The following is a 25,238-nucleotide window of genomic DNA, read 5'->3' as shown; positions in this document are numbered from 1 at the left end:
TTGTCCTTACCACTCAGGCAGTGATGGTGTCTGTCGCGCTGGCGGTCGGCACCGCCGTCCGAATGCGGTTGGAAGGCGTCGGCTGGACGACAATGCTCCGCACCAGCCCATCCCCGTCCACTGGAACGAGGGGCTTGCAGCCGTGTCGTTGTTGCAGAACGTCCGTAAGAGTGTCGTGGGTTATGCTTACCATCGGTTCCTCCAGTGGTTTGACGGCTGGATGTCCCAACTTGAGGGGGCGAAGCCATGAGTGCGAACGGGTTTTCTTTTTCGCCTCCGGATGTGTTGCGCTTCCTGATGTTTCAGGCTTTGCCTGATGCTGCTTGTGACATTAGCAAAACGAAGGCCAATTTTGCTGAGAAGTTGATTCGAGTGTATATGCCGTCCGGCCATACAATTGGGCGTTTGGTCAAGCGCCAAAAAGGAAGCGCTGGTTGTGTCGTAGAAGTATATCGTGGATCAAAGAAGTTGCGAATTTCATTTTCCAACCATTCCACAAGTCCTGATTCTGCCACCATCAACGGGGCTAGGGAATGGACGGCTGAACCAATCGAAAGTGTATATATCCCTGTTAAGGAAATGCTTGCCAATTCCCTGGGCTTTCGCTCGCTCTATGCCCAGCGCGAAATCCATTTAAGAGATTTACGCAGACATTCTTGACAGGGCCTACCGCCCCGCGCTGCGCGGACCAATGGAATCCAGAACGGGACCCTGCTGAACGGATCCGTCTTGTTTTGGGACGAACCTGAAGCCAATCTGAATCCGAAGCTCTTGGGGACGGTCATCGAAATTCTTTTTACAAGGAGGTGTTCGCGGGTGAAGAAGAACCGGTTGGGTCGCAGTGATCTCTACGTCAGCGAGATTGGACTGGGTTGTATGTCGTTGAGCCGCGACGAGCAGGAGAGCATTCGCATGATTCACGCCGCCCTTGACCGCGGCGTCAATTTCTTGGATACGGCGGACCTGTACCGACAGGGCAGAAACGAAGAGTGGGTCGGCAAGGCGTTGAAAGGCAAACGCCATGACGTCATCCTCGCCACCAAAGTCGGCAACCGCTGGGAGCCCGGCAAGGACGGCTGGTCCTGGGATCCTTCGAAAGCCTATATCAAGGAGGCGGTGAAGGGCAGCCTGCGGCGGCTGCAGACGGACTATATCGATTTGTACCAACTCCACGGCGGGACCCTCGATGATCCGATCGACGAAACCATTGATGCTTTCGAAGAACTCAAGCAGGAAGGCGTCATCCGCTGCTACGGCATCTCTTCGATCCGCCCGAACGTCATCCGCGAATATGTCAAGCGGTCGAACATCGTGAGCGTGATGATGCAGTACAGCGTGCTGGACCGGCGGCCCGAAGAGACGGTTTTGTCCCTCCTTCAGGAACACGGCATTTCCATGATTGCTCGCGGTCCTCTCGCCCAGGGGCTTTTGTCCGAACGCACCTTGACTGGCCCTGCGCCGGCCGCCGGGTACCTCGACTATTCACCGGTGGAAATCGTCGAACTGGTCAGGCGCCTTGCCGCGCTGGCCGGCGAGGACCGGAGCCTCTCACAAATCGCGTTGCGCTACCCGCTGGCTCACCCGGCCGTCGCAGCGGTCATCCCGGGAGCAAGCAGCACGGAACAGCTTCTGACCAACACCGGAGCCGCGCGTGTACCGGACTTAACCCAAGACGAAGTCAAACTGATCCGGTCCTTCTCAAGGGCCAATGTATACACTCTGCACCGCTGAGGCGTGGAATAGCCTATATTCCCAAACCGAGCTTTACGGCTATTTGCAGAAATTTATAAAAGAGGAGAAAGGAGGCGGAAGCGACGAATAAAAACAGGAAACGTAAGTCCGTTCCTTGGATCGTCTTAATCGTAATCATCGGTGTTACCGTCGTCGGAGGTATTCGGTATTTGTTTCAAACGCCGAGGCAGGAGCCATCACCGACGCAGAGTTCGAAGCCAACGCAGAGTCCGAACCTCGGGGAAGGAAATTTCCTGCGGAATAGATTGGATATCGGCGGAAATGACAACGTTAAAACACTAAAACAGCTGAATGAGCTGAATGAGGAATGGGTGTTGCCGGAGGATTACACTTTAGAAGTCAAAGAAGTCGACGGCATAACCATGAATTGGGTGCAAGCAAAGGATACAAAGCCGGATAAGGTTATTTTACAGCTTCACGGCGGAGCCTATATTCGCTCGCTGGAGAAAAGCGGCATGACATACCGGCGCACGGCGATACAATATGCCAAGATAAGCGGAGCCGGAGTTTTGACGGTGGATTACCGGGTCGCTCCGGAACACCCTTATCCTGCGGCTCTGGAGGACGCGGTTTTGGCTTACAACTGGCTTTTGGAGCAAGGATACAGGCCGGAGCGAATCATTCTAGCGGGCGATTCGGCGGGCGGCGGACTTGCGCTGGCCACTGCGCTCTATCTCAGGGATCATGACATGCCGATGCCCGCGGCCCTGATCACCATGTCCGCATGGACGAATCTGAACTACAAACGCGTGATTCCCGAATATGTGGGCGAGAACCGCGCCGACAATCCTTACATTTCACCTATTTATGGCGAGTATGCCGGCTTTCCTCCCATGCTCATGCAGGTCGGCGGGGATGAAATGCTGCTAAACGATACCGTTAAGGTCGCGCAAAAAGCCGAAGCAGCCGGAGTCTCGGTTCAGCAGACAACGTACCCCGGCATGTTCCATGATTTTCAGTTGCTGTTCCCGAAATTGCCGGATGCCAACAAAGCATGGAATGAGGTCGAGACATTTATAAAGGAGATTTATGCGGGACAGCCGGAGACGCCGTGACGGCATTGATAGAACCACAAAGACCAGTAGACTACATCGTGCACCAAAGATTGTTTGGGAGGTGAAGCCAGGCAGGCATGTATCGGCGATCCGGTAACGTTAGACGGAAAGGTACAGCGTATGTCCCAGCCGGATGAAGTACGAAAATGCATACTTGGTGCAGGCCATCATACGGATGGCTCTTCGGGTCAGTCCCCCTTGCCGTATTCGCCGATCGGTGATCGTTCAGCAGAACCTCATTACAGAATCGGGTCGGCTCATTTATTGCTCTCAAGTTCACCCACCCTCTCAGGCACACCGCCAAAGTGGCGAATCCCGCACTCCAGAGCTTCCAGGACCGTCTCCAGCGTTTGATCCTTTCTCCTCCGTTCCCACTCAGATTAGTAGGAGCGTACCAGTCTATCTGGTGGGGGTCAATTTTCTCTGACGATCTGGGGTCCATTTTCAGTGTATATCAACATTCTGAGGCTCAGGCGGGTTTTTCGCGACGGCGGGTCATCCCTTCAGCAGTCTCAGGAACTCGTCCACAGAGATCCCGGCCTGCCTGAGGATCGACCGGAGAGTGCCCGGAGCCAGCTCATCGTGCAGGGGTACGATGGCCTGCCTGCCGTCCTTGCGCCGGACCTTCACGTGGCTTCCCTTTTGGCTCACTTTCACGAATCCCGCGCGGCCCAGCGCCATGATGGTTTCCGTTCCGGACACGACCGGCACGCGAGGGCTCAAGCCTGCTTCACTTCGATGTCCACGGGTGCGATGATCGGGCCGGTGTCCGGCAGGTCGGCCGACGCGTCCTCGAAGTACAACTCCAGGGCCTCGCGCAGGTTGGCAAGAGCTTCTTCGAGGGTCTCGCCCTGGCTGGTCACTTCCACTTCGAGGCAACGGGCCACGTACCATTTGCCCTCTTTGGTGACGGCGGCAGTGAGGCGTCGGCGGGGCATACGGGTTCCTCCTTTTGGACCTCTGGGGAGGTCGGGATGCTGTAACGTTATTTTAGCGTGCCGTCGAATGTGAGGCCAACCGTTCTACCGCCCTTGCCAAAGTGTGAGGGGGGGTGGCGGGCAAAAAATTTCTCTCGGTCCTCCAATCATACGGGGGTGGCGGAGGGAATTTTTCTCTCGTGCTTCTGAACCGGTAGGGGCGGGATTTCTTCCGGTCCCGAGATGTTTTTGAGGAGGAGAGGCTCAGACACGCCAACGGAGAGAGGCGTACGTATACACCATGATGTATAATGAGGGAAACCACTTCCGGAGGCGGGTCGTGATGCAACGCACGAACATTTATCTGAGCCAAGACCAATTGCGGCTTCTCAAACATCTGGCGGCGGCCGAGAACAAGAGCGTGTCCGATTTGGTTCGCCAAGCCGTGGACGAATTTTTGAGGGAACGCCTGAAAGAATCCTCGAACTGGCAGGCGGAGATGGATGCGCTGGTCAAGCGCGTCAGGAGCAGGGTGGGGCAGGACATTTCGGAGGAAGGGATTGAGGGGGACGTCCGGGCGGCAAAGAAAGAGGCCCGGGAGGCGCGGAATGAAGGCCGTCATTGACACGAACATTTGGGTGGATGATCTTCCAGGGCCGGTCCCAGCGGCCGGCCACCACTTTACATTCCCTTTGGCGGTTTGTTAGGGTGAGGGTACGGCGAGAATAGATGCTGCGATGTTGACCGCGAGCTCGCTATGACTGTGATGTTGGTGTTCCCACGTGTGCGTTTGCTTTGCCTGTAGGAGGTGAAGGTCTTGCTTAAGTCTTTTCAAGTGACCAATTTCCGGATTTTTTCCGATTTGAAAATCGAGACGTTGGGGACGGTCAACCTCATCATCGGAAAGAATAACTCCGGTAAGTCGTCTTTGTTGGAAGCGTTGAGACTGTATAGTTTTCGGGGTTCTCCGGCGGTGATAATAGAGATGTTGAACTCCAGAGATGAAATGCCAAAGCAACGCGTGCAGGAGTTTTCTGAATATGAGGTTCGAACTTTCTTTGGTGTTTCCTATTTATTTTACCGTCATAGAATAAACGGGGATCGTACCATCAAGATGGGGCCGATCGGATCGGCGGATAAGATATTGTCGCTTTCTCTCGAATGGTATCAAGCCACGCAACCCCCGGAAGGTCCTGTGCAATGGCAAGTCGTCTCTTCACCGTTAGAAGCCGATCAGCAAGCATTGCGTCCTGCCTTAACGATCCGGTGGGGAAGTGATCAAAAAGGGCGCTTATGGTTGGATGAAACGATGTTGGAAGTGAGGAACAGGCCGATCGTTGGTTCCGAGTGGTTTCTCGATCGAGACACGGCGTGTTGTTTCGTGCCTGCAGGGGGACTCAGACAGGTGGATGTCGTGCGGTGGTGGGAAGGGGTGGCTTTGACCGAAGAGGAAGAAGATGTTCTGAGGGCGTTGCGTCTTATCGAGCCGGATGTCGAACGGATCGCGATGGTGAGTGTGTCCAGAGGAGCCCCGATCGGCATTCCAATGGTGAGAATCCGCGGTGTTTCTTTCCCCGTCCCGCTGCGCAACCTGGGAGAGGGCATGAACCGATTGTTCGGCATTATTTTGGCGTTGGTCAACGCCAAAAACGGTGTACTGTTGGTCGACGAAATCGAAAACGGCGTCCATTACACGGTCCAGCCGGAACTGTGGAGGCTCATTATCCACACGGCAAAGCGGCTCAACGTTCAGGTTTTCGCAACCACTCATAGTTGGGACTGCATTGAAGCATTCCAAGCGGCTGTGCAAGATTCAAAGAACGATGGACCTGGAACGGGATTTCTCATTCGGCTGAACCGGCAGCAGGGCGGTCTCGCAACAATATATGACGAAAGTGACCTGGCAGTGATTACGCGCGATCATGTTGAGGTGCGATAAGGGTGGGAAAGGTACATTTTCAGAGCAGCCGGATATTACTGGTGGAGGGGAAAGATGATCTCCACGTGGTCGCTAGTCTCTGTAATATTCACAGTGTCCCGAAGACCTTTGAGGTGAAGGACACGGAAGGAATCGAACGTTTACTCGATGACTTTCGTGTCCTCATCAAAAAGCCTTCTAACAAAGAGAGACTCGGGATCATAGTGGATGCCGACTTGGACATCGAAGCCAGATGGCAGAGCATCAGGAACATGCTTCTTCAGGCGGGGTATGGTTCGGTTCCTCTTCAGCCGGAGCCGTCGGGTACTGTCATCGCAGATCCGGAAGGGCCCGTGGTCGGCATATGGATCATGCCCAATAATTCGACTTCCGGAATCCTTGAAGATTTTGTGTCCTTTCTCGTGCCGCCGAATGACCCTTTGTGGAGTCGGGCTGAGGAATGCATTGGTAATCTTCCCACATGTTCCGCACGATTTGACGAAAAAGACCGATCTAAAGCGCGGCTTCACACATGGCTGGCCTGGCAGAAGGAACCGGGCAAACCTGTGGGAACAGCGATCACGATGCGATATTTGGATGCAGGGGTACCGGCGGTCCAAGAACTCGTTATCTGGTTGAACAGGGTCTTTGCGTAAGTGAAGTGCTATCTATGCCGGATGCCGAAGCTTCTCCCGTGCCTATGGATGGATGCTTCCCACTTCAGTGGGGGGAGGATTCACGATGGCCGAGTTCTACGGGCTCTCGGTGCAGGACTTTGTGGCTGAAGAGAAGCCGCCGGTGAACTCGGTGGACCGGCGTGATCGAAGAAGGGGGGAGCAATCTTGTCGAGCGGCGAAATCACGAAAAATGCTTGGTTTGATTTGCGACGAATCAACGAATCATCGTACACTGGTTGCACAAACGAGCGAAGCGAGGGGGTTGCGGTGGCAGAACCCACAGGTGCTTTCGTTGCTGAGGTGAATCGCATTTTGGGCAAGGAAAAATATCTCTTGCGAAAAGGAGATGCCCGAGGAATTGCCAAGGCTTACCTCGATTCGGGCGCACCGCCTGAACCGCTTGATTGCAAATTGTTGCTCAAAGTTGCCGAGGAATGGATGAAAGATCGGCCGACCCTCCCCAGGTCAAAAAGCGAGCCTGCGGTCATAGAGCCTGAGCCCATCCCGGACGATGCGGTCAAAGAGGCCGCAGACATCGTATTGCGAAAGCTGTCCGAGACAGATGATATTGTGGAAGACATTGTTCGCGACCTTGTTGATGTCGTTGTGGATGAGGGCCGGTTCCGGGTTGTTGTCGATGAAACCCCGTGGGACGTGTCAACGGGGGCCAAGTACACCGGGGAACCATATGATTTGTCCGCTTACGAAACCGTGGCCGATTTTTTGAAAGAACCAACCGGCAATACCGTGGCGACGTATATTTCCGGACACGGGCTTGCCGCAGAAACGTATGGAGACCACGTCATGTGGGTCGTTGGTCAAGTGGCGTGGGATGTTCTGTACGAAACCCTCGAAGACGAGTTGTGGCCGAGTTGGCAAGGGAAAGCGGGGTGGTCAGACGATCCGAAAGTGAAGTCTGCCACACTCCGCCAATGGAGAGAGTTAGCGTACGCATTCATGGAAGACGAGCGAGAATTCGAGGAAATTTTGTTTGAATCGGATTTGATGGATCGTGTCGAAAACGTCTCGTGGGAAGAAGCGGTAGCCCGTTTTAGGCCGGATGCTCTACCCCGTCTCCAGGCGGATCGCGAGCGCCGCAAACGGGTCGAAAGCCGCCTGGAAACTCTCAGGCCTGCGGTTCGACGCGCCCTGAACGAAAAAACGGATCAGGATGCAGAACCGGCAGACTGGGTGGTTGCCAAAACGCTGGCGACCGCCGCGGACGCAGAGGGGTTGGCGGCCCTGTCCATGTGGCTGAACGATGATGCGAGCGTTCGGCAACTTCCGTGGCCGCGCAGGGTGAGGGAGGAATGGCTGGACCGGCTGGATGCGTGTTTGGAAGACATCGGTCCAGGAGAAACAGCATGGGACAGACCGACCGTATCGTTGTGGCGTTATCTCACGGACGCCTGGTTTCGGGACGGGCGGCCCTGGTATGTCACTGTTCTGGAGTGGCTTAACGACACACAACACATCACCCACACGTTTTCCACCGATAACTGGGAGCGGTTCTTCGTCTGGAGTTTAAGTCATGTGGATGGTGTCATCAGCATTGTCATTCGCCGTTTCGAGCATCTTCGCGATGCCTCAACGGGATTGCCGCTCAAAACCATGTGTGGACTTGTCATCGACGAGAAGGAAAAACGTTGTGTCGCGCTATCAGCGGACGAAATGCGGGAAGCGCATACCACAGATGCCGAAACCGGCCGTCGATTGGGCCCGGAACCAGGCGTACGGTATGCGAAGGCCCGCGAGGTGTTGAAGGGGTGGGAGGCGTTTGGCTAGAAGAGGTGCAGGGAATCCCAGTCGTCGATCCCCCGGGGTGAGGAGTCAAGGAAGAACTCCAGTGCGCTGTTGAAGAAATGGACCGGCAAACATTCGCGCCGTATGATGGGAAGAACGAAAAAGAACCTCCTAATTCGCCGTCGGGCACCACGACGTGTACCGCCCGCTGGCAAACCTCGAAAGTCAGTTTCGCTTCTATGCGCCTGATTGAGTGCGACCGTTTAACGTTTTACCGGGCAAAAGATCCGGCGAGCAATGCGGCTCGAACGGAGGCGCTGATTGAAGTCTGCAAGGACGTGGCGCGTCTGCCGGCCGTCCGGGAGCTGGTAATGGGCGACTCGTGGAATGCCTTCCTAGCGAGCCGGCGTTTTTGTCCCCTCAAGCGCCCGCATCAGTCCCTGGGATACCTGACGTCGACCTCCGTGGTCGGCCTCTAGGGGGAGCCCTTCACCAGGAATGATCGAGGGATAATCCAGAAATGGAAAACACGGCTCCTGGGTACCTATAGAGATCATGCGACGAACCTCATTTTCATCCTTGCAGTGAGGCGCACCTCGATTGAGACACTCTCGGAGTCCAACCCAGGACCTTGCGGAGATTGGCAAGAGCTTCTTCGAGGGTATCGCCCTGGCTGGTCACTTCCACTTCCAGGCCACGGGCCACCTACCAATTGCCCTCTTTGGTGATGGCGGCGGTGAGGCGTCGGCGGGGCATGGGGGTTCCTCCTTGCGGTTAGCGGCGAAAAGCCGGGTCGTGGTGGTCGATGTTGCGGAGCAGGAAGGTGTCGTTTCCCACGAATTCAAGCGTAATCCGGATGTCCATGTTCACGGAGCACTCGTAGAGAGCGTCTGTTCCGCGCACGCGCTTGAAACGCAGCGACGGATGGGCAGGCGGGAAGCGTTCCAGTAGCTGAAGAGTCTTATGGACGGCTGGTCGGATGCCGGGATTGGCCCGGACCAGTTTCGCATACTGCCGATCAAACCGCTGGGTGGTCTCAATCTTCATCGTTGCCGCCTTTGGCGGCCGCCCGGTCAAGGTGCCGCACGGCTTCATCGGCAGTACCAAACGGTCCGCTGATTCGCCCGGACGCCTTGTCTTCGTCGGCTTCCCGTTCCCCGGCCTGCCAGTATTCGGTCCAGAACCAGGACTGGTCTTGGTCGCTTTCCACAACGGCCCGCAGCGCTTCATAGGCGATTTCCAGGTCCGCCGGGTCCGTGATTTGGTCGATAAGCCTGTGGAGTTCTTCCTTGGTAACAGCCATTGTCGGTTCGCTCCTTCCGCTTGGTTGGTGGCAAGGACATTGTACCACGGCATGAGATGCAGGCGCGATTTTTGTCGGCGGCCGAGAACAAGAGCGTGTTCGATTCGGTTCGCCAAGCCGTGGACCAATTTTTGAGGGAACGCCTGAAAGAATCCTCGAACTGGCAGGCGGAGATGGATGCGCTGGTCAAGGGCGTCAGGAGCAGGGTGGGGTAGGCCATTTCGGAGGAAGAGATTGAGGCGGACGTCCGGGCGGCAAAGAAAGAGGCCCGGGAGGCGCGGAATGAAGGCCGTCATTGACACGAACAGTTGGGTGTCCGGACTCATCAGTGCCTCCGGTGTTCCACCTCGGGTGATCGATGCCTACCGGTTTCGCCGCTTTATGTGGGTCACCAGCGATCCCTTGCTGGATGAGTTGGCGACGGTCTTGCTCGCCCGAGGATTGCCGGGAAATACGGGATTACCGAGGACGATGGGGACGATTTGCTCAAACTGATCCGGCGAAACGCTGAAATTGTCATCGACATCATAGCGAAGCGGCCTTCGACATGATGCGGCAACTGATTCCTCCGAGGGGTTCCCGTTTGTGGATATGACGTCGAACTTTGTCAAAACAGGTAGACGACCGATTCCATGTTTCGACATTCTTCGATATGCGAAAAATGGGATACAACCCACTCCGTATGTTTCCCCATTGCCATGCGTACACTATGTACAGAATGCACACAAACATGGTAGAATGGGGACTGGAGGGGAATGATGATGAGCGCTGTCCTGAACGCAACGGAAGTCCGGAAGGACTGGGGGCATTTCATCGACACCGTGGTCCGCGTCCGGCCGCAATTCGTAAAGCGGAATCGCGACAGGTTCGCGGCCGTTTCCATCGAGCATTTGCGGTTTTTATTGTCCGGGTACTGTTTCAAGATGGAGTATCAGCAGGAGGACGACGGCACGTTTACGGGAACCCTTGACGTGTTTGACATCGCGGCCAACGCGCCGACGGTGGAGGAACTGAAACGGGAACTGGCGAAGGAAGCCGTCGAGTACGCGAACGAGTACATGGAGGAGTTCCAGTTGTATTTCAACGCCCCGAACCGGAAGCACCATGCACCCTATGTCCTGAACGTCCTTATCCAGGACGACCTGGAGGGCGTGGTGGGTCTGCTGGATGCCTAGCTGGAAGGACCTCAAGCGGTTCTGCGAAAACGACGGATGGGAGCTGTACAAGGACACGGACCACTACTACCGAAAATTTATGCCCGACGGGACAATCAAGCGGACGAAGGTGTCAAAGGGAACAGGGGAGATCAAGGGCCATTTGTGGCAGACCATCCTGAAGAAGCAGTTGCAGGTCACCCAGGAATACTTCAATAGCAAAATCTGAGCGGTTCTTTGGGGAGGGCAGCGGCCCTCCCTCTTTTTCCTCCCGCTGTCCGTTCAGGACGAAGGGACGGGCGCGACAAGTAGTGCCGTGGCAAGCGAATGCGGCCAAATTGCAGCTCGTTCAGGACCTGTGATTCATGAGTGAGCCAACCCCCTTTCAGTAAGTAATAGTGAACGAGGCTGGCCCCGGTTCGTAAGCCGTGGGTTACAAGGGAAGTTGACAGACCATTGCGGAGCCACATACGAGGGGAGTCAAGAGATGGTCAACGCCACGAACAGTTGGCATTCTCCGCTGAACGCCTAGAGTAAAAATAGGAGGCCCCAAAAGCGGCCTCCCGTAGACATGTTTTCGGATTCGGCTCTATACTTCAAACCGCAATGTCAAGTTTTGCAGGGCGGAAGCTGTGTCAGACAACGAGATGGCGGATGCCGAGACTTGCTCGGCCACAGCCAATTGTTCTTCCGTTGCCGCAGACACCGTTTGGGTTCCGCTGGCCGTCTGCCGGGCAAAGGAACGAATATCGTCGATCTCTTGAACAATGCGACTGACTGCACCGACAACCTGCTTGACCTGTTCGCCAGCCTTCTCCATGTGCCGAGCAGCTTGCCGAGCGTTGTCGGCGATCCCTGAAAAGGTCCGCCCCGCCGCTTCCACGGTCTCGACACCATGCTTCACCTCCAGGACAGCCCCCTCGACAGCAACGGCCAGGCCATTCGTATCTTGACGGATCGCCTCGGTGAGCTGGCCGATTTCTTTCGCCGATGCTGCCGATTCCTCGGCCAATTTTCGGACCGATTCAGCCACTACGGCGAATCCCCGGCCCTGCTCCCCGGCCCTGGCCGCTTCCACGGCAGCATTGAGCGCCAGCAGGTTAGTCTGTTTGGAAATCCCTTCAATGATTTCGACGATGCGGACGATTTCCTGCAAACGGTTGTTGAGTTGGTCCATGGCCTCGGTAAGATAATTCATTTTTCCCTCCACCTGGGCTATGCTGCGAACTGCTTCATCCACCGTTCCACCTCCGTCCTCGGCGTAGGCGGCGGCTTCCGTGGCCAGGGAGAATACCTGATTAACGGCTTCTTCGGCGTTTTTAATGTCCTCGGATACTTGTTCTGCGACACGTACGAGGTTTTCGGTCTCCATGAACTGTTTTTGCGCTTCTTCCGCCACGGTCTGGGCCGCCGAGGCGATTTGTTCGGCGGATTTGCCGGTTTCTTCAGCACTCGCCGTGAGCTGTTGGGAAGCCGATGCAACCAGATTCGCATTGCCGCGAACTTCTTGGATCAATTCCGTAAGGCCATTCACAGCCTGATTGAAGTGTCTGGCCAACTGTCCAAACTCGTCTTTTCTTTTCTCAAAATTGAGCCGTACCGTTAGATCACCGCGACCGAGCCGCCCGACGGCATCGCTGGCCCCTTGTATTGGTGTCGTCCAACTTCTGCTTAAGATCCATGCCAGCAACAGCGCCGCGACAAGATCGACACCGACGATGAGGCCGATCACGCGCTTGATGTTATTTGCGGCGGCCTGAAACTCGTCTTTGTAGGCTGTGGTCATAAAAATCCAATCCCAAGGGGCAAAGTATTGCAGATATGCGATCTTCGGATAAGCCTGGGATTCCCCCGGATTTTTCCACAGATACTCGAGTTCTCCGTTCTTCATTTCGGCCATCCGTTTGCCCAGCCCTCCCTGGGCATCCCGGATGTTGGTCCCCTCCACCTTCGGGTGCATCACCGCGTTGCCCTGGGAGTCAACAGCCGTTACATACCCGGTGTTCGCTACCCGGACGCGGGCTTGGCTCAAATCTCTGCTGCCATCCGGTTGTTTCGGTCCCAACAGCAATGTTCGGAGTTGTTCCTGAGCCTGCTCTTTGGTCATGACCCCGGCATCCACGAATTTTTGCAAGGAGGCCGCCAAGTTGACCGCCCCAACGGTGGCTTGTTCAAGTTCGTTCATCCCTTCGTTTGAGAGGGCCCTCTGGGCGGTAACATATGCGATGAATCCCGACGTGGTGGTTGGAATGATCATGCACAAAATAAGGATAATCGCAAGTTTTGTTCGGAAACTGGATAAGAACATCGTTTATACCTCCTGTGATGGCATCGGGCATGGTGTTATGAAACAAACCACACGCTGGAACTCTCGTCGCCGCGCGGCAGGTATCAAACCGAAGCCTAAACTTGAAGCATCGGTGCCAATTCTTCTATGCTCAGAGGAGGAGCCCAGAGATACCCCTGCCCCATTTCTACCCCGCACTTATGGATGACTTCGCGTTCTTCTGCCCGTTCAACCCCTTCGGCAATGACCTTTCCGCACCCTTGTATGAATTCAACCACACGAACAAGGGTAGTCTGCTTGAAATATGAATCATGAATATGGCCAATGATCGATTTATCCATCTTTACAAAGTCCGGTTCAAGCTCAATCAAAGTCTTCCTCGTCTTATCCAAGGTTTTACAGTCGTCAATTGCAACACGTATTCCAAGGGAGCGCAACTGCTTGACCATTTCCTTTATTTCACCCGGGTTAAACTCGACATATTCTACAATCTCAATAATAAGTTCGTCGGATTTTATCCTATGTTTATGTAGCTGATTGCACAGTTCGGTTATAAAACGCGAATCATTCAAACTTGACGCCATTACATTCACGAAAATGTTGCTTATCTTGATCTTTGAGGGGGCATTGTGGAGAGTGGAAAGAGCGGTTTCTAGAGCTTTCAAATCGGCGTCCGCCGATAGTCCCCGCTCCCACGCTGAACGAAACCACTGCTGCGGATCAAGTGGTTTGCCGTTGAGAGATGGACATGTTAAAGCTTCAACACCGTAGATCTCTCCCGTCGAGAGGTAAACAACGGGTTGAAATTCTGAGTGGAGTTTGTATTGGTTAAAAAACGCACTAAACGCAAAGGGGTTGGTAATTTTTTTATCTAGAGGATAATTGTACCCCCCGAGAGGGGAGGAATTTATTTCCACCGGTCGAAACGTCTGTGTAAATCATCACCCTTCCCCTTTCTATAACCGAGAAATATCTCTCTCGGGAGTTCTCTGATCCGTTTTTGTGTCCCCACGCCGAAACCCAAATGTAGCCGTTCTGCCATATCGCGGTCTTATGCCACCTTGTCTTTCTAGAGCCGTAGGCTATCCCGCGCCAATTCTGTAATCATGATAGAAGGGTTGTCTGTCAGAGAGATCTCCTGCCCGGATGCAAGGATTCGCACGACCGGACGCTGCATGTGGGTATCAATCCGGATGACGATTCCCGGTTCACCATTGTTCAGTTGAACCATTGTACCTGGAGGATAGGATGGGATCCTATCGACGAACGCTTTGACGACTGATTCCAGATATTTTGTCCCGGATAAGGCCATTAGCGCTTCCAACGCTTCATGCGGAGGAGTTTCTCGAAGAGATATGAGATTCTCATACATGTTAGCCGCTCCGCAGATTTGAGCATATTCATGAATGGCAGTTCCTTTCAGTCCGCGGGGATATCCCTGTCCATCCAACGTTTCATGGTGTTGAAATGAAACATGCGCGGACCTTAAACTCAAATCATGGATGTTGCGCAGAATATTGAACCCCGCTTCCGGGTGTTTCGTTTTCTCCGGTGTGATGGCTTTACCGATATCATGCAGATAAGCCCCAAGCGCCAGATCACGCAATTGCAAATCGTTATAGTTCATCGCTTTACCAACCTGCAGTGAAAGCAGGGCAACATTTACAGCATGGGCATAAGGACGAAGTTCACTGGCTATCGATGTGGATGGTACCAGTAAAACGGTTTTGCGCCGTTTGACCTCCGAAATTAACTGACCGATGGTTTTTTGGACCGCAACCAGCGGAAGCGGCTTTTTTGCCGCGACCTGGTTGTAGACGTTCTGCAGTCCAAGTATGGCATCCATCCATGTAGGCATATCCAGCATCTCTTCAAGCGTGATTCCATTGGATTCGGCATCTTCAACAAGGAAATGGGAGATTCCCATTTCCTTCAGTTTTTCCAAATACTTTGGATGAATGGTATTGCCGGCTCCTAGCAGGATCCGTCCTTTTCTGTCGTAAACAGGCTTTGCCAATTGCATGTTGTGATGATTGTAATCAGATATCTTAACCAGTCTCACCACTGCGCCTCCTTACTAAGGTTAAAAATCACGAGAGGGTAAACCGCGAGCGAGCGATTCCGTCATGATACGGTCCCTGGAATCACTTGCTTATCCGTTCTGTCCGCTAGGCGGGTGGACTGACACGATCCCGGCCTGATAATCTACTGCCATTCCGAAAGCCTCACCGACAAAACGCAACGGCACCAAGGTCCGCCCCCCGGACAGCTCCGGCGGTACGTCAAGGGTGACGCTCTGTCCGTTCACCGAAGCCGACGGGTCGCCGATTCGCAAGGTGACGGTCTGTTTTTCACGCCGGATGGTCACCGTACCCTGATTCCAGTTCACCGTTGCCCCGAGGGTGTCAGCGATTTGCCGGATCGGCACAAGGGTGCGCCCGTCCTGCACGACGGGAGGGACGTCAAAACTGGGTTGCAAACCGTCCACAAAGACTTGGGTCCCTGTCTTGCCAAGGGCGTTATACATCTCTCGAAGTTGCGGCAAGACGGTGGTATCAGCGGGATTGTGCTTCAACGCCTGTTCCAAAGCCTGGGCTGCTCCCTGAATATCCTGTAACTTCTTCTTCACCGCGGCGAGGGTTTTGAGGACCTGTTCATCGGCTTGACCGGAAGCGACCGCCTGCTCCAGGGTGTTCTCCACCTCGCGGTCGGCTTCCTCGTCGGTCTTCGCCCCCTGCTGTTTTGCCCAGTTTTCCAGGTTGGCGAGTACGTCCTGCTGGGCTTCTGACGATTTGCCTGGTTTTCCTTCGTGCTTCTGAAGATTGGCCTTAATGATTTGGATGGCCCGCTGGATCCCGGGTGGCTGAGATGTCCCGTTCGAGTCTGGAACCGAGATGGTGAGGGTATCGGATGAGGTTCTGTTGTTAAAATCGCCATGATGCTCACCATCATGGTGTTTTCCATCACGATGCTCGCCGTCTCCCGCGTTGCCTTCATCGTTGGAGTCCTGCTCCTCGTTGTCGGGATTATCTTTCTGTTCTTTAGAGTTCATCGTTTGGGAACTGCTGAAGGTTTTGTTGACATCCGCAGTTGCATCATCGGACCCCGAAGAGAGCGCTGACAATCCGCTAGACTGGCCAACACCGGATCCGCTTCCCTGTTGGAGCGGCATAATCGTTTGCGAACCATGGCGTTCGAAATTTGCCTTTCCGTACCCTGCGGCAGAAGCGACCGGAGTTGTGAACAACACAGCAAAGGACAAAACTGCCGCGACTCGTTTCCATTGACCTGTGTCCATTTTCCGTCCTCCCTTCTGATCTTGGCCTCGTTGGGTTAGTTTCCATTAATCTTTCGTCGGTCCGGTGTTGGATTCCTGCTCCGTGTAAAGGGGCCCTAAGGCAGGAGGGTGGAATGGGGGCTGGAGGGGAATGATGATGAAAACCGGAAACACCATGCGCCCTATGTCCTGAACGCGTCCTTATCCAGGAAGACCTGGAGGGCGTGGTGGGCCTGCTGGATGCCCAGCTGGAAGGACCTCAAGCGGTGCTGCGAAAACGACGGATGGGAGCTGTACAAGGACACGGACCACTACTACTACCGAAAATTTATGCCCGATGGGACAATCAAGCGGACGAAGGTGTCGAAGGGAACAGGGGAGATCAAGGGCCATTTGTGGAAGACCATCCCGAAGAAGCAGTTGCACGTGACCCAGGAGTACTTCAACAGCAAAATCTGAGCGGTTCTTGGGGAGGGCAGCGGCCCTCCCTCTTTTTCCTCCCGCTGTCCGTTCAGGACGAAGGGACGGGCGCGACAAGTAGTGCCGTGGCGAGCGAATGCGGCCAAAGTGAGCGCAATCTTTATGAGAGGCCCGGAAGAATCGCCGTTTTCTCCCGGCCACCTCTCTCGGGGTCCGTTCTTTTGGGACAGGCGGAAGTCCATGGTATTGACAAAAGCATAACCATATGCCATAGTTTTTATAAAACAAGTAGGTTTACTATGCATTAAATTGAGGAGGAGTCTTCAATGTCTGAGGTGAAGAAGCTATTTGAAGCAAACCGCACATACGCATCACAATTCTCCCAAGGCCAGCTTCCCATTCCGCCGGCCAGAAAAGTTGCGGTGCTCACGTGCATGGATGCCAGAATTGACCCCCTGCGGGCTCTCGGTGCGGACCTCGGGGATATTCATGTGATTCGGAATGCAGGGGGACGCGTGACGGAGGATGCCATCCGATCGCTTGTCATTTCCGAACAGTTGCTGGGTACACAAGAAATCCTGGTGCTTCATCATACGGATTGCGGGATGCTGACATTTAGGAATGAGGACCTTTACGATAAAATCTCCCGGCGTCTGGGTCCGGATTCGGCCAAAGCGGCTTCAAATATAGACTTTTTGCCGTTTACCGATTTGGAACAAAGCGTCCGAGACGACGTCGAGACACTCCGCAATTCCCCTCTTATTCCGAGCGATGTTCTGGTCTATGGAGCTGTCTACGATGTGCACACTGGCGAAGTTATTCCTGTTTCGTAAATGACTGCTTCTGCCGGCCGGCCAGACAGTTGCGAACCGGCTGTTCAGGGAGAGGCGCGTGCCTGGATGGTTGAGTCTGCCGATCCCGTACCCGAACGGGGTGGATGAGTAAGGAAAGGGCACCGGGGTTTTCCTCGGGCCGCTTTTTTTGTCTTTTCTGCCGGGCAAGTTTTGTGCTCCATTCAGGAACTGCATGAGGTCCTTGGAGTGCACGCCTACGATCCGAATCAGGCGATTCTGTTGCTCGCCCGGGCCGAAGGCGAGCAAAGTGGGATTCTAAAACACTCCATCGGCGGCATGGACGTTTGGCTGCCAGCTCGTGCCCAGTCTGTTCTCCGGAGGAAAATGCGGAGATATTGCGTGCACTTTTGACTCCGTACAAAATCAGTCCAATCAGCGGGATGTGAAAACCGGATCAGGATTGACGCATGGTTCCGTATGTGGTACCATAATCATGCGTATATATTGTGTGTATTCTTTAGGAGTTTTATTGAGGAGGCTTAATGTTGACTCAGTTGGGCAAACTTTATAAGCGTATAGTTCAAAATCCCAAGGATGTTCGGTTTGAGGATTTGGATCGTTTGTTGCGTCAATACGGCTTTCAACGAAGACAGCCCAGCAGCGGTTCGAGTCACGTGACATACTGTCACGACAGATTGCCGGATATCCTCACGATACCCTACGCGAAACCGGTTAAAGCAGTGTATGTCAAACGGGCCCTCGAACTGATAGACCTGCTGTCGGGAGGAAAAGCAGAGGAGAAAAGCGATGAAAGATCTTGAATATTACCTTCAACTTCGGTACGAGGTCCGCCTCCGTCCCTTGGAAGATGGGGAGGGAGGCGGATGGTTGGCCGAGATCCCACTTCTCCCCGGTTGTATGGCGGACGGAGAGACTCCTGAGTCGGCCGTCGCAAATCTGGAAGATGCCAAAAGGGCTTGGATTGAAACGGCCTTGGCATTGGGGCGGAATATTCCGGAGCCTGTTTTGGACGATTACTCTGGGCAATTGAGGGTCCGTATGCCCAAATCGCTCCACCGTGTGTTGGTTGAAAGGGCCAGGGAAGAACATGTCAGCTTGAATCAGTTGATCATTTACTATTTGGCCAAGGGAGCGGACTTTTCGTATTTACCGGGTGACAAACCGAGAAGAATGAGAGGGTTATGATCCTTCTATAGAAGTCCGGGCGGCAATCGTGATATCAGCTTTCAGAGTGCCGTCTGCTGCTTGGCTCTCCAACGTGCTCATCCAGTTTTTGTCCTTACAATACAATAGATGAATCTCCTTGATGACCACCTCGGGGTGGGGAAAGGCGATGACGTTGGCGAGCGGGGGCACATGGAGGGACTGGATAGGGACTGGATAGAATCAAAAAGGTCTTTCAAAACGGCAATGTATCGATTGTTCTGTTCGATGGTATTTGACATCCCCCGGCGGCTTTTGTTCCCATTTCCATGTCCTTCCCTGTACCAGTTGCCGGCCTTGTCGATGTATACATGGTGTGGCACAGATTTGCTCTCGATGACGAGAAGTCGAGTGGCGAATTTTGCGGACGGATCAAAAGTGCTGGCTTCAAAAATCTAGTTTTCCTGGCCCCCGTACGATCTCTATGGGCTGTTCTGGCAATATCTCGGTAATGCCGCGGTGGATGAGGCGGGACAGTTTCGGAAAGCGTCTGTCGCATTGGGGCTTAGGTGGCAGCGCGTTGTCCTGGGAGATCGAACGATCTGGCGGGTGGTTCCCGAGGTGATCCACGAGGAGACCCTGCAGCGGGAGGTCTTCCATGCTATTACAGGTCCCTGGATGGGACGAGATCACCGGCGCGGTTACCCGTACACCTGGATTCCCAACCACCTTTCGGATGCCAACCAGCGCGTCAGTCCGCGATCGTTTCTGGCGGCCCTTCGTGAGGCGGTGAAGCATAGCCAAAACCAGCCCTCGAAACATGAAACCGCTTTATATTATGAAAGCATCAAGCGCGGTGTCCGCAAAGCTTCACAGATTCGCGTGAGGGAGTTGAAAGAAGATTACCCCTGGGTGGATGTCCTCATGGGGCCGCTCCGGGGTCTTGTGGTGCCGTGTGATTTTCACGAAGTGATTCAGCGCTGGGAGAAGGCAGACTCGCTCGACGAACTCCGCCGACGCTTCGGCGCTAATGGGGAAGAGCTTTCACCGCCACACCTTGACGAAGGGGCACGTGGAGTTCGGGAGGATCTGGAGCAATTGGGCATCTTTTTCCGGATGAGCGACGGGCGGGTCAATATCCCGGATGTGTACCGTATCGGCTACGGCTTGGGACGCAAGGGCGGCGTCAAGCCGGTTCGTCCCAGGGACGGCGGGTGAACAGTGACGACCCGCCCGCCTGTCTGGTGGAATGGGAAAGCTTCTCCGGAAAAAAGGAACCAGAGTTCGGCTGCGGATCGGGCGGTGTCGGTAGAGCCGGGCCCGATCGGCAACCCCCTTGACAAAATATATCGGAAAGAATCAGACTTGCTGTTTTTCACTGATCAACTCTAATTCTGGGATGTTTACAAAGACGATATTAGTGTCCAACATCAGTTTGGCTGCGGTCACTGTTCTCGTTCCCCAGCCCTGTTGCGATGCCGAAGCGCCTCAATGAGTTTCTCAAAATCGTCATCCACATCACCCGGCCATGTACCGATGAGGGCCGAAAGATCTGTAACCGGTTTTACTCCTTGTTGCTCGGCTAGGTCTTCGAGTGACGGAGAATGCCAAAAATCATGGGAGTGCGCTTGAATGTCATAGAATCCGGCGTCTTCCTCCTGGTCTTTCGCCAGGGATTGAATGTCGTGAATGGTAATGGCGGAAATTTTGCCGGAAGCGGGATCTTCCTCTGCTTCACCGACAATTCGCACATAATGGAGGATGTTTTCCAACGCCTGCTCTTTTTGATCCTCCGTGAACACACAGATCACCGCATCATCCACCGGCGGGTGGATTCGGCATCGCAATCCGTGTTCCCTGAAGTCCGCCATCAAGAGTCGTCCCTCAATGATACGAAGATTGGTTTCGGGACCAATAATACGCCTCTGGACTTGCTCAAATCCTTCCGGGGTGTACTCGGTGTTCAGTCGCATTGGACGATGATTGACCGTAAAGGTGATACGCGTGCATCCTTTATAAAAGATCCCACCCAGATCTCGCCATGCGAGTAACACGCTCCGATCAGACCCGCTCGGCAGGTTGCTGTTTTGGTTCTGAACCTCTTTGAGTCCACGAACGGCCGTTTCGACGATCCGAAGCCCTTCGTCCATCTCTGGAAAGGACACTTACCCACGGCGTTCGAAACCCAGGACCGTTGTCGGGCTGCCGTGGGTCAGCAGGACAAGCTCAAGATCGAGTTCCTCGCGTAGTTTGCTGGATTTACGTCCCTTGCGTGTGCTTTCACTTTCACCCATGAGCACCTGTCCTGTGCGGAGGAGGACTTTTTGAAAGTGCTCCAGGAGATGAACAAGGTGGGAAATAGGGATTCGCTCTTCCCCGATACTCTGTCCTTCCACTTTTATCATCAAGAAGGGTGTTTCATCGGTACGCAAGGTGCACCACACCTTACGGTCATCCATCATTGGGTTCACACAGCCGGTGACTTCGTTTCCTCTGGCTTCATCATTGTAACATGTGCGGAACGCATGTTTCAAATGAATTTTTATGCCGCAGGCCAGTTATCTGTGCACTCCTGCCGGCCAGGGCCCTCCACCGGCATACCAGCTTGATACCGCAAAGAGCGGGTTCGGCGCGCTGGCTGCCGAGCCCGTCGTGGTTTGGCATTCATGACGGCGATCGCATGCTTTCGCGCATATCCCAGGGCCTCTTCCAGCTTGCTCAAGAGTGATTTTTCCGACCGACTGCGTGCCCGCAGATAGCGCATACGCATGGTGCTCAAGTACTCACGTCGACTTTACATGGACATCCGCACCGCGATCCCTAAGGTAAGATTTCTTCATGAGTGAGCCAACCCCCTTTCGGTAAGATTCTAACTGAGTGATTGCGCAGGATTGACATGTGTGGTGATATCAGCTTCCGGAGATTCGTCCGCCCATCCTCTGGGAACAGACGGTGGCGGTCTGGGGCGGACGTGGGACTAAAGGGTCATGGAGGGATGTTGGCTCGGGAGCGACGCAGCAGCTTGGTTGAAACAGAGCATGGAAGTGTTGCAACATTTCTACAGGGCTTAGGAGAACTGAGATTTTTCGTCGCCTCTACAAACACCAACAACAGGGCTGGGCGCCGAATTCTTCGGTCTCCGAACGATCTTCACACCAAAAGTATTCGCCGTTCTTGGAGTGATTGTCGATGACCTTTGTCACGAAGTTCTTCTCCTTGATAAAATTGCATCGCACGTCGTGAAATCTCCCCTGCCGCCATGCACTGTCGGTGATCAGCATGTAACCTTTTCTTCGATCAACGGTACGGCGAAATGCGTGCGCCTTTATTCAAGCAAAACGGGAGCTTATAACACGTATAAAAAATACGCATATCACTATCTGTGCGCGTGATTTATGCGTGTTACAATAGGGGTCCGGGGGAGGAAGGCGAGAGCGGAAAAGCAGGCCACAATTCGGTGGTCTCAATCTTCGAAAGGAGAGGGCAGCGCCGTGCCTTATCCACTTCATTATATCTACCCTCTTGTTGTTGAAAAAGCTGAAGATGGCGGCATCGGCATGTATTTCCCCGATTTTCCCGGTACAGCCATCCTTGCCTCTGATATCACTGACGGCATCAGACGAGCTAAAGAAATGCTCGTGGACATCATTTTGAACGTGGAAGAAGAAGGAAAAGACATCCCCACGCCGTCGGACCCGGACGAGATCGAATTGCAGAACAGCAAAGATCGCATTGTTTTTGTCGAGATCTTCATGCCTCCATACCGGAACGAGGACGCAAACAAAACGGTCACAAAAAACTGCACGCTGCCAAAATGGCTGCGTGATGCCGGGGAGGCGGCGGGTTTGAACTTTTCTCAACTCTTACAGTATGCCAGCAAACAGCAACTGGGCATCACCGATAAGCACTCCTCGTGATGGATATCCAATGACCAGTGAATCGCTGGGCGGTGAGTCGTGTAAACAGAGGAAAGATCATTCACAGTGCTTCGCATCGGTGGGGGCAACCCGCGGTTTTTCTACAAGGGCGCACGCATCCTCTGCTCTGCTACAATATCTGTGAAGCGTTTTACAAGGAGGTATTCGCGGGTGAAGAAGAACCGGTTGGGTCGCAGCGATCTCTACGTCAGCGAGATTGGACTGGGTTGTATGTCGTTGAGCCGCGACGAGCAGGAGAGCATTCGCATGATTCACGCCGCCCTTGACCGCGGCGTCAACTTCTTAGATACGGCGGACCTGTACCAACAGGGGAGAAACGAAGAGTGGGTCTGCAAGGCGTTGACAGGCAAACGCCATGACGTCATCCTCGCCACCAAAGTCGGCAACCGCTGGGAGCCCGGCAAGGACGGCTGGTCCTGGGATCCTTCGAAAGCCTATATCAAGGAGGCGGTGAAGGGCAGCCTGCGGCGGCTGCGGACAGACTATATCGATTTGTACCAACTCCACGGCGGGACCATCGACGATCCGATCGACGAGACCATTGAGGCTTTCGAAGAACTCAAACAGGAAGGCGTCATCCGCTACTACGGCCTCTCTTCCATCCGCCCGAACGTCATCCGCGAATACGTCAAGCGGTCGAACATCGTGAGCGTGATGATGCAGTACAGCGTGCTGGACCGGCGGCCGGAGGAGACGGTCTTGTCCCTCCTTCAGGAACACGGCATTTCCATGATCGCTCGTGGTCCTCTCGCCCAGGGGCTTTTGTCCGAGCGCACCTTGACCGCCCCTGAGCCGGCCGACGGCTACCTCGACTATTCACCGGTGGAAATCGTCGAACTGGTCAGGCGCCTGGCTGCGCTGGCCGGCGAGGACCGGAGCCTCTCACAAATCGCGTTGCGCTACCCGTTGGCTTACCCGGCCGTCGCAGCAGTCATCCCGGGAGCAAGCAGCACGGAACAGCTTCTGACCAACACCGGAGCCGGGCGAGTACCGGATTTAACTCGAGACGAAGTCGAGCTGATCCGGTCCATCTCAAAGGCCAATGTATACACCCTGCACCGCTGAGGCGTGAAATGGCTCCTGCGACCTTCGTGCGTCTTTACGTGCGTGCAATTTTGATAAAGACCAAATGGCACGGAACAGCTTGTTGGCTTTGTAGATAGGAGGTTTTGCTGATTAATTCAAGTACATTAGCGGCCATCACTATGACTATCATAGCTGTTCTCCAGGTCCTTATTGCAGCTATCTATCTCATCCATTAAAAGTTGCGATCGTGAAAGTCCTGAGCAACTATTTACGTAGGGTCTGCTGAACGAAGCACAGATCGGCGAATACGGCAAGGGGGCCTGGCCGGAAAAGCCATCCGACATCGAGCAACAGTTTGCCATGGTTCGAGGGTGTCTCTGGATTTGTCTGGACCTTCGCATGGTCATCCGGCTGAGCCGATCCGGCTCCACCGTGATTGTACAAGTCTGAATCTTTCGAGTTATCTGTTTTGTCTTTTTCTGCAACAATCCATTCATTGACTTGCCGGAGGACGGGACGGGGATACAGTGGGCTGAAGCCCAGTGTCAGTGGTCCTTGATTTCAGACGAACAAGGTTATCTTCATCATTATTCATTGAGAACAAACCAGATGCTGTGCACACTGAAATTTTCATCTTGACAGTTATAAAAGATCATTCTAGAATTAAACACGAAAATACCAACAATACCGAAGCAAGGAGGTGGCAGGGATCATTAAGAGAAGAAGCTCTGGCGTCCGCAAAATCTTTTCTTAATTCAAGCTGACGATCGTCTTAATGCCATGGTGTAGTATTGTGTTCCCGATCAAGCACTCTCTTCGTTTATGAAGTCGAATCCAAGCCTGCCGGAATCCAACGAAAGAAACCTTTTACTGCCACTGGACAAGGAGGTTTTGTCAATGGCAAACATCACGTGCCTAAGTTATGTGGTTTTTGGTGTGAGCGACCTACCTAAGTGGGAGGACTTTGGTGTCGAAATTTTGGGCTTGCAGGTGGGTCGGCGCGAAGAAGATCAAACTCTGGCCTTTCGAATGGATGAATATGAACAGCGCATCATCCTGGAGAAAAACTCCGAAGATGACCTTATTGCGGCCGGGTGGGAGTTCAATGGTGACGCAGAATTAGAGGAGTTCGTTCGAGAGACGACCGCTCTTGGTATTCAGGTCGTAGAGGGGGGTAAGGAACTTGCTCAGCGCCGCAGAGTGGAGAAAATCTATACCTGTGACGACCCGAACGGATTCAAGCATGAATTTGTTTACGGCCCCGCGATTGCCCCGACCAGGAACCCCTTCCGATCGAAGAAACTGATTGGACCTGGCTTTGTTACTGGGCGCCTCGGGGCAGGGCATATTCTTGTCATAGCACGGGATTACGAGCAGAGTGTCGACTTCTATCATCGTATGCTACGTTTACGCTTCTCCGACTATATTCGAGAAGAAGTTCAGCCCGGGGTCATCGTAGACGCCACCTTTTTCCACACGGTTACTGGACGTCACCACTCTCTCGCCACGGCGCAGATGCCGATTCCTAAGCGTATCCATCACTTTATGCTGCAGGTTCAGGACATGAACGACGTGGGTTTGGCCTACGAACGTTGTTTGAAATCCGGTTATCGCATCACCATGGGGCTCGGGCATCACCCCAACGATCGGATGTTCTCGTTCTATGTCCAGACGCCGTCAGGATTCGAGATCGAGTACGGGTGGGGCGGAATCGTCATCGACGACGCGAACTGGGAGGTCAAAAGTTATTCACAGTTGAGTAGTTGGGGACACAAACCCGTCGCTGGAACGTCTATTGTGACCAGCGAATGAC

General features: G+C 54.0%; 34 protein-coding genes. 22 read left to right on the top strand and 12 right to left on the bottom strand.

The genetic code is table 11. The features are described from left to right. Positions 1 to 13 precede the first annotated feature (13 nt). Positions 14 to 193 carry a hypothetical protein gene (locus tag BTUS_RS14675; protein ID WP_013076852.1) on the bottom strand — a complete coding sequence of 60 codons (180 nt, stop codon included), beginning with the start codon at positions 191 to 193 and terminating at the stop codon, positions 14 to 16. Between the two features lie 53 nt (positions 194 to 246). Between BTUS_RS14675 and BTUS_RS18100 the strand changes: the two genes are divergently transcribed. From BTUS_RS18100 to BTUS_RS14665, 3 genes are all read left to right on the top strand, one after another. Beyond that, the gene (locus BTUS_RS18100; protein ID WP_013076851.1) at positions 247 to 660 is read left to right on the top strand and encodes a hypothetical protein; all 414 of its coding nucleotides are present in this window, start codon (positions 247 to 249) and stop codon (positions 658 to 660) included. A gap of 156 nt (positions 661 to 816) precedes the next feature. Next, positions 817 to 1,731: an aldo/keto reductase gene (locus BTUS_RS14670; RefSeq protein WP_013076850.1), complete on the top strand. Its 915-nt coding sequence runs from the start codon at positions 817 to 819 to the stop codon at positions 1,729 to 1,731. Positions 1,732 to 1,901: 170 nt separating this feature from the next. Then, positions 1,902 to 2,807 (top strand): alpha/beta hydrolase, encoded by a 906-nt coding sequence (locus tag BTUS_RS14665; RefSeq protein ID WP_013076849.1) that lies wholly within the window; start codon positions 1,902 to 1,904, stop codon positions 2,805 to 2,807. Positions 2,808 to 3,302: 495 nt separating this feature from the next. On the opposite strand, the gene BTUS_RS14660 is transcribed toward BTUS_RS14665, so the two are convergent. Beyond that, on the bottom strand, positions 3,303 to 3,518 hold the full coding sequence (locus BTUS_RS14660) for a type II toxin-antitoxin system HicA family toxin (RefSeq protein WP_013076848.1): 216 nt from the start codon (positions 3,516 to 3,518) through the stop codon (positions 3,303 to 3,305). 8 nt (positions 3,519 to 3,526) lie between these two features. Next, on the bottom strand, positions 3,527 to 3,745 hold the full coding sequence (locus BTUS_RS14655; protein WP_013076847.1) for a type II toxin-antitoxin system HicB family antitoxin: 219 nt from the start codon (positions 3,743 to 3,745) through the stop codon (positions 3,527 to 3,529). Positions 3,746 to 4,067: 322 nt separating this feature from the next. Here BTUS_RS14655 and BTUS_RS14650 point away from each other — a divergent pair, with 322 nt between their 5' ends. The 6 genes from BTUS_RS14650 (at position 4,068) to BTUS_RS17105 (ending at position 8,541) form a co-directional block, all read left to right on the top strand. After that, a complete protein-coding gene (locus BTUS_RS14650) occupies positions 4,068 to 4,349 on the top strand; it encodes a ribbon-helix-helix domain-containing protein (protein ID WP_013076846.1) in 282 nt (93 codons plus the stop codon). A gap of 192 nt (positions 4,350 to 4,541) precedes the next feature. Further along, positions 4,542 to 5,663: an AAA family ATPase gene (locus BTUS_RS14645; RefSeq protein WP_013076845.1), complete on the top strand. Its 1,122-nt coding sequence runs from the start codon at positions 4,542 to 4,544 to the stop codon at positions 5,661 to 5,663. Between the two features lie 2 nt (positions 5,664 to 5,665). Next, on the top strand, positions 5,666 to 6,298 hold the full coding sequence (locus BTUS_RS14640; protein ID WP_013076844.1) for a DUF3226 domain-containing protein: 633 nt from the start codon (positions 5,666 to 5,668) through the stop codon (positions 6,296 to 6,298). Between the two features lie 85 nt (positions 6,299 to 6,383). Next, complete coding sequence (locus tag BTUS_RS18535; protein ID WP_013076843.1) at positions 6,384 to 6,623, top strand: hypothetical protein; 240 nt, start codon at positions 6,384 to 6,386, stop codon at positions 6,621 to 6,623. Further along, entirely contained in the window at positions 6,587 to 8,104 is a 1,518-nt protein-coding gene (locus tag BTUS_RS14635; RefSeq protein WP_013076842.1) for a hypothetical protein, read from the top strand. The genes BTUS_RS18535 and BTUS_RS14635 overlap by 37 nt, the downstream gene beginning before the upstream one ends. A 197-nt stretch (positions 8,105 to 8,301) precedes the next feature. Continuing rightward, on the top strand, positions 8,302 to 8,541 hold the full coding sequence (locus BTUS_RS17105; protein ID WP_052300655.1) for a hypothetical protein: 240 nt from the start codon (positions 8,302 to 8,304) through the stop codon (positions 8,539 to 8,541). 295 nt (positions 8,542 to 8,836) lie between these two features. On the opposite strand, the gene BTUS_RS14630 is transcribed toward BTUS_RS17105, so the two are convergent. Both BTUS_RS14630 and BTUS_RS18645 read right to left on the bottom strand, forming a co-directional pair. Beyond that, the gene (locus BTUS_RS14630; RefSeq protein ID WP_013076840.1) at positions 8,837 to 9,109 is read right to left on the bottom strand and encodes a type II toxin-antitoxin system RelE/ParE family toxin; all 273 of its coding nucleotides are present in this window, start codon (positions 9,107 to 9,109) and stop codon (positions 8,837 to 8,839) included. After that, positions 9,099 to 9,365 carry a hypothetical protein gene (locus BTUS_RS18645; RefSeq protein WP_013076839.1) on the bottom strand — a complete coding sequence of 89 codons (267 nt, stop codon included), beginning with the start codon at positions 9,363 to 9,365 and terminating at the stop codon, positions 9,099 to 9,101. The genes BTUS_RS14630 and BTUS_RS18645 overlap by 11 nt, the downstream gene beginning before the upstream one ends. A 56-nt stretch (positions 9,366 to 9,421) precedes the next feature. On the opposite strand from BTUS_RS18645, the gene BTUS_RS18530 reads away from it, so the two are divergent. The 4 genes from BTUS_RS18530 to BTUS_RS14610 all read left to right on the top strand — a co-directional run bounded on the left by BTUS_RS18530 (position 9,422) and on the right by BTUS_RS14610 (position 10,748). Further along, positions 9,422 to 9,580: a hypothetical protein gene (locus tag BTUS_RS18530; RefSeq protein WP_245543330.1), complete on the top strand. Its 159-nt coding sequence runs from the start codon at positions 9,422 to 9,424 to the stop codon at positions 9,578 to 9,580. Positions 9,581 to 9,647: 67 nt separating this feature from the next. Continuing rightward, on the top strand, positions 9,648 to 9,860 hold the full coding sequence (locus BTUS_RS14620; protein ID WP_013076838.1) for a putative toxin-antitoxin system toxin component, PIN family: 213 nt from the start codon (positions 9,648 to 9,650) through the stop codon (positions 9,858 to 9,860). A gap of 266 nt (positions 9,861 to 10,126) precedes the next feature. Further along, positions 10,127 to 10,540: a hypothetical protein gene (locus BTUS_RS14615; protein WP_041304399.1), complete on the top strand. Its 414-nt coding sequence runs from the start codon at positions 10,127 to 10,129 to the stop codon at positions 10,538 to 10,540. Further along, on the top strand, positions 10,533 to 10,748 hold the full coding sequence (locus BTUS_RS14610) for a hypothetical protein (RefSeq protein ID WP_013076836.1): 216 nt from the start codon (positions 10,533 to 10,535) through the stop codon (positions 10,746 to 10,748). Before BTUS_RS14615 ends, BTUS_RS14610 begins: the two co-directional genes overlap by 8 nt. Before the next feature lie 360 nt (positions 10,749 to 11,108). Here the strand turns inward: BTUS_RS14610 and BTUS_RS14605 are convergent, their stop codons facing one another. The 4 genes from BTUS_RS14605 to BTUS_RS14590 form a co-directional block, all read right to left on the bottom strand. Continuing rightward, a complete protein-coding gene (locus BTUS_RS14605; protein ID WP_013076835.1) occupies positions 11,109 to 12,827 on the bottom strand; it encodes a methyl-accepting chemotaxis protein in 1,719 nt (572 codons plus the stop codon). A gap of 95 nt (positions 12,828 to 12,922) precedes the next feature. Next, positions 12,923 to 13,723, bottom strand: a complete 801-nt coding sequence (locus BTUS_RS14600) for an EAL domain-containing protein (RefSeq protein ID WP_013076834.1) — start codon at positions 13,721 to 13,723, stop codon at positions 12,923 to 12,925. Between the two features lie 152 nt (positions 13,724 to 13,875). Continuing rightward, positions 13,876 to 14,868: an HD-GYP domain-containing protein gene (locus BTUS_RS14595; protein WP_013076833.1), complete on the bottom strand. Its 993-nt coding sequence runs from the start codon at positions 14,866 to 14,868 to the stop codon at positions 13,876 to 13,878. Positions 14,869 to 14,958: 90 nt separating this feature from the next. Further along, complete coding sequence (locus BTUS_RS14590) at positions 14,959 to 16,068, bottom strand: copper amine oxidase N-terminal domain-containing protein (RefSeq protein ID WP_245543329.1); 1,110 nt, start codon at positions 16,066 to 16,068, stop codon at positions 14,959 to 14,961. 144 nt (positions 16,069 to 16,212) lie between these two features. Here BTUS_RS14590 and BTUS_RS14585 point away from each other — a divergent pair, with 144 nt between their 5' ends. The 5 genes from BTUS_RS14585 to BTUS_RS14570 all read left to right on the top strand — a co-directional run bounded on the left by BTUS_RS14585 (position 16,213) and on the right by BTUS_RS14570 (position 18,503). Further along, the gene (locus tag BTUS_RS14585; protein WP_013076831.1) at positions 16,213 to 16,542 is read left to right on the top strand and encodes a hypothetical protein; all 330 of its coding nucleotides are present in this window, start codon (positions 16,213 to 16,215) and stop codon (positions 16,540 to 16,542) included. 287 nt (positions 16,543 to 16,829) lie between these two features. Next, positions 16,830 to 17,336 (top strand): beta-class carbonic anhydrase, encoded by a 507-nt coding sequence (locus tag BTUS_RS14580; RefSeq protein ID WP_013076830.1) that lies wholly within the window; start codon positions 16,830 to 16,832, stop codon positions 17,334 to 17,336. A 207-nt stretch (positions 17,337 to 17,543) separates the two neighbouring features. Then, a complete protein-coding gene (locus tag BTUS_RS18525) occupies positions 17,544 to 17,708 on the top strand; it encodes a hypothetical protein (protein WP_013076829.1) in 165 nt (54 codons plus the stop codon). Between the two features lie 131 nt (positions 17,709 to 17,839). After that, a complete protein-coding gene (locus BTUS_RS19350; protein ID WP_013076828.1) occupies positions 17,840 to 18,118 on the top strand; it encodes a type II toxin-antitoxin system HicA family toxin in 279 nt (92 codons plus the stop codon). Next, the gene (locus BTUS_RS14570) at positions 18,105 to 18,503 is read left to right on the top strand and encodes a type II toxin-antitoxin system HicB family antitoxin (RefSeq protein ID WP_013076827.1); all 399 of its coding nucleotides are present in this window, start codon (positions 18,105 to 18,107) and stop codon (positions 18,501 to 18,503) included. Before BTUS_RS19350 ends, BTUS_RS14570 begins: the two co-directional genes overlap by 14 nt. A gap of 77 nt (positions 18,504 to 18,580) precedes the next feature. Here the strand turns inward: BTUS_RS14570 and BTUS_RS19345 are convergent, their stop codons facing one another. Further along, the gene (locus BTUS_RS19345; RefSeq protein ID WP_407635235.1) at positions 18,581 to 18,859 is read right to left on the bottom strand and encodes a hypothetical protein; all 279 of its coding nucleotides are present in this window, start codon (positions 18,857 to 18,859) and stop codon (positions 18,581 to 18,583) included. Between the two features lie 121 nt (positions 18,860 to 18,980). On the opposite strand from BTUS_RS19345, the gene BTUS_RS14565 reads away from it, so the two are divergent. Continuing rightward, positions 18,981 to 19,679 (top strand): hypothetical protein, encoded by a 699-nt coding sequence (locus BTUS_RS14565; protein WP_123809335.1) that lies wholly within the window; start codon positions 18,981 to 18,983, stop codon positions 19,677 to 19,679. A 227-nt stretch (positions 19,680 to 19,906) separates the two neighbouring features. Here the strand turns inward: BTUS_RS14565 and BTUS_RS18090 are convergent, their stop codons facing one another. Continuing rightward, positions 19,907 to 20,611 carry a hypothetical protein gene (locus BTUS_RS18090; RefSeq protein WP_013076826.1) on the bottom strand — a complete coding sequence of 235 codons (705 nt, stop codon included), beginning with the start codon at positions 20,609 to 20,611 and terminating at the stop codon, positions 19,907 to 19,909. Between the two features lie 15 nt (positions 20,612 to 20,626). Beyond that, complete coding sequence (locus tag BTUS_RS14555; RefSeq protein WP_123809334.1) at positions 20,627 to 20,893, bottom strand: hypothetical protein; 267 nt, start codon at positions 20,891 to 20,893, stop codon at positions 20,627 to 20,629. 1,059 nt (positions 20,894 to 21,952) lie between these two features. On the opposite strand from BTUS_RS14555, the gene BTUS_RS14545 reads away from it, so the two are divergent. From BTUS_RS14545 to BTUS_RS14535, 3 genes are all read left to right on the top strand, one after another. Continuing rightward, on the top strand, positions 21,953 to 22,378 hold the full coding sequence (locus BTUS_RS14545; RefSeq protein WP_013076825.1) for a type II toxin-antitoxin system HicB family antitoxin: 426 nt from the start codon (positions 21,953 to 21,955) through the stop codon (positions 22,376 to 22,378). Between the two features lie 171 nt (positions 22,379 to 22,549). Next, positions 22,550 to 23,464 carry an aldo/keto reductase gene (locus tag BTUS_RS14540; RefSeq protein WP_013076824.1) on the top strand — a complete coding sequence of 305 codons (915 nt, stop codon included), beginning with the start codon at positions 22,550 to 22,552 and terminating at the stop codon, positions 23,462 to 23,464. Positions 23,465 to 24,322: 858 nt separating this feature from the next. After that, positions 24,323 to 25,237: a VOC family protein gene (locus BTUS_RS14535; protein ID WP_013076822.1), complete on the top strand. Its 915-nt coding sequence runs from the start codon at positions 24,323 to 24,325 to the stop codon at positions 25,235 to 25,237. Position 25,238: the final 1 nt, after the last annotated feature.

Origin of the sequence: Kyrpidia tusciae DSM 2912 (genome assembly GCF_000092905.1) — a bacterium.
Lineage (GTDB): Bacteria > Bacillota > Bacilli > Kyrpidiales > Kyrpidiaceae > Kyrpidia > Kyrpidia tusciae.
This window is presented reverse-complemented; position numbering and strand designations above follow the sequence as displayed.

Bases quoted from the DNA above. Each gene is read 5' to 3' on its own strand.
- BTUS_RS19350 (WP_013076828.1), top strand. From the start codon at position 17,840: ATGTTGACTCAGTTGGGCAAACTTTATAAGCGTATAGTTCAAAATCCC.
- BTUS_RS14535 (WP_013076822.1), top strand. From the start codon at position 24,323: ATGGCAAACATCACGTGCCTAAGTTATGTGGTTTTTGGTGTGAGCGAC.
- BTUS_RS18100 (WP_013076851.1), top strand. From the start codon at position 247: ATGAGTGCGAACGGGTTTTCTTTTTCGCCTCCGGATGTGTTGCGCTTC.
- BTUS_RS14675 (WP_013076852.1), bottom strand. From the start codon at position 193: ATGGTAAGCATAACCCACGACACTCTTACGGACGTTCTGCAACAACGA.
- BTUS_RS18645 (WP_013076839.1), bottom strand. From the start codon at position 9,365: ATGGCTGTTACCAAGGAAGAACTCCACAGGCTTATCGACCAAATCACG.
- BTUS_RS14615 (WP_041304399.1), top strand. From the start codon at position 10,127: ATGAGCGCTGTCCTGAACGCAACGGAAGTCCGGAAGGACTGGGGGCAT.
- BTUS_RS14610 (WP_013076836.1), top strand. From the start codon at position 10,533: ATGCCTAGCTGGAAGGACCTCAAGCGGTTCTGCGAAAACGACGGATGG.
- BTUS_RS18535 (WP_013076843.1), top strand. From the start codon at position 6,384: ATGGCCGAGTTCTACGGGCTCTCGGTGCAGGACTTTGTGGCTGAAGAG.
- BTUS_RS14650 (WP_013076846.1), top strand. From the start codon at position 4,068: ATGCAACGCACGAACATTTATCTGAGCCAAGACCAATTGCGGCTTCTC.
- BTUS_RS14570 (WP_013076827.1), top strand. From the start codon at position 18,105: ATGAAAGATCTTGAATATTACCTTCAACTTCGGTACGAGGTCCGCCTC.
- BTUS_RS14620 (WP_013076838.1), top strand. From the start codon at position 9,648: ATGAAGGCCGTCATTGACACGAACAGTTGGGTGTCCGGACTCATCAGT.
- BTUS_RS14655 (WP_013076847.1), bottom strand. From the start codon at position 3,745: ATGCCCCGCCGACGCCTCACTGCCGCCGTCACCAAAGAGGGCAAATGG.
- BTUS_RS18530 (WP_245543330.1), top strand. From the start codon at position 9,422: ATGCAGGCGCGATTTTTGTCGGCGGCCGAGAACAAGAGCGTGTTCGAT.
- BTUS_RS14605 (WP_013076835.1), bottom strand. From the start codon at position 12,827: ATGTTCTTATCCAGTTTCCGAACAAAACTTGCGATTATCCTTATTTTG.
- BTUS_RS18090 (WP_013076826.1), bottom strand. From the start codon at position 20,611: ATGGACGAAGGGCTTCGGATCGTCGAAACGGCCGTTCGTGGACTCAAA.
- BTUS_RS14580 (WP_013076830.1), top strand. From the start codon at position 16,830: ATGTCTGAGGTGAAGAAGCTATTTGAAGCAAACCGCACATACGCATCA.
- BTUS_RS14630 (WP_013076840.1), bottom strand. From the start codon at position 9,109: ATGAAGATTGAGACCACCCAGCGGTTTGATCGGCAGTATGCGAAACTG.
- BTUS_RS17105 (WP_052300655.1), top strand. From the start codon at position 8,302: ATGCGCCTGATTGAGTGCGACCGTTTAACGTTTTACCGGGCAAAAGAT.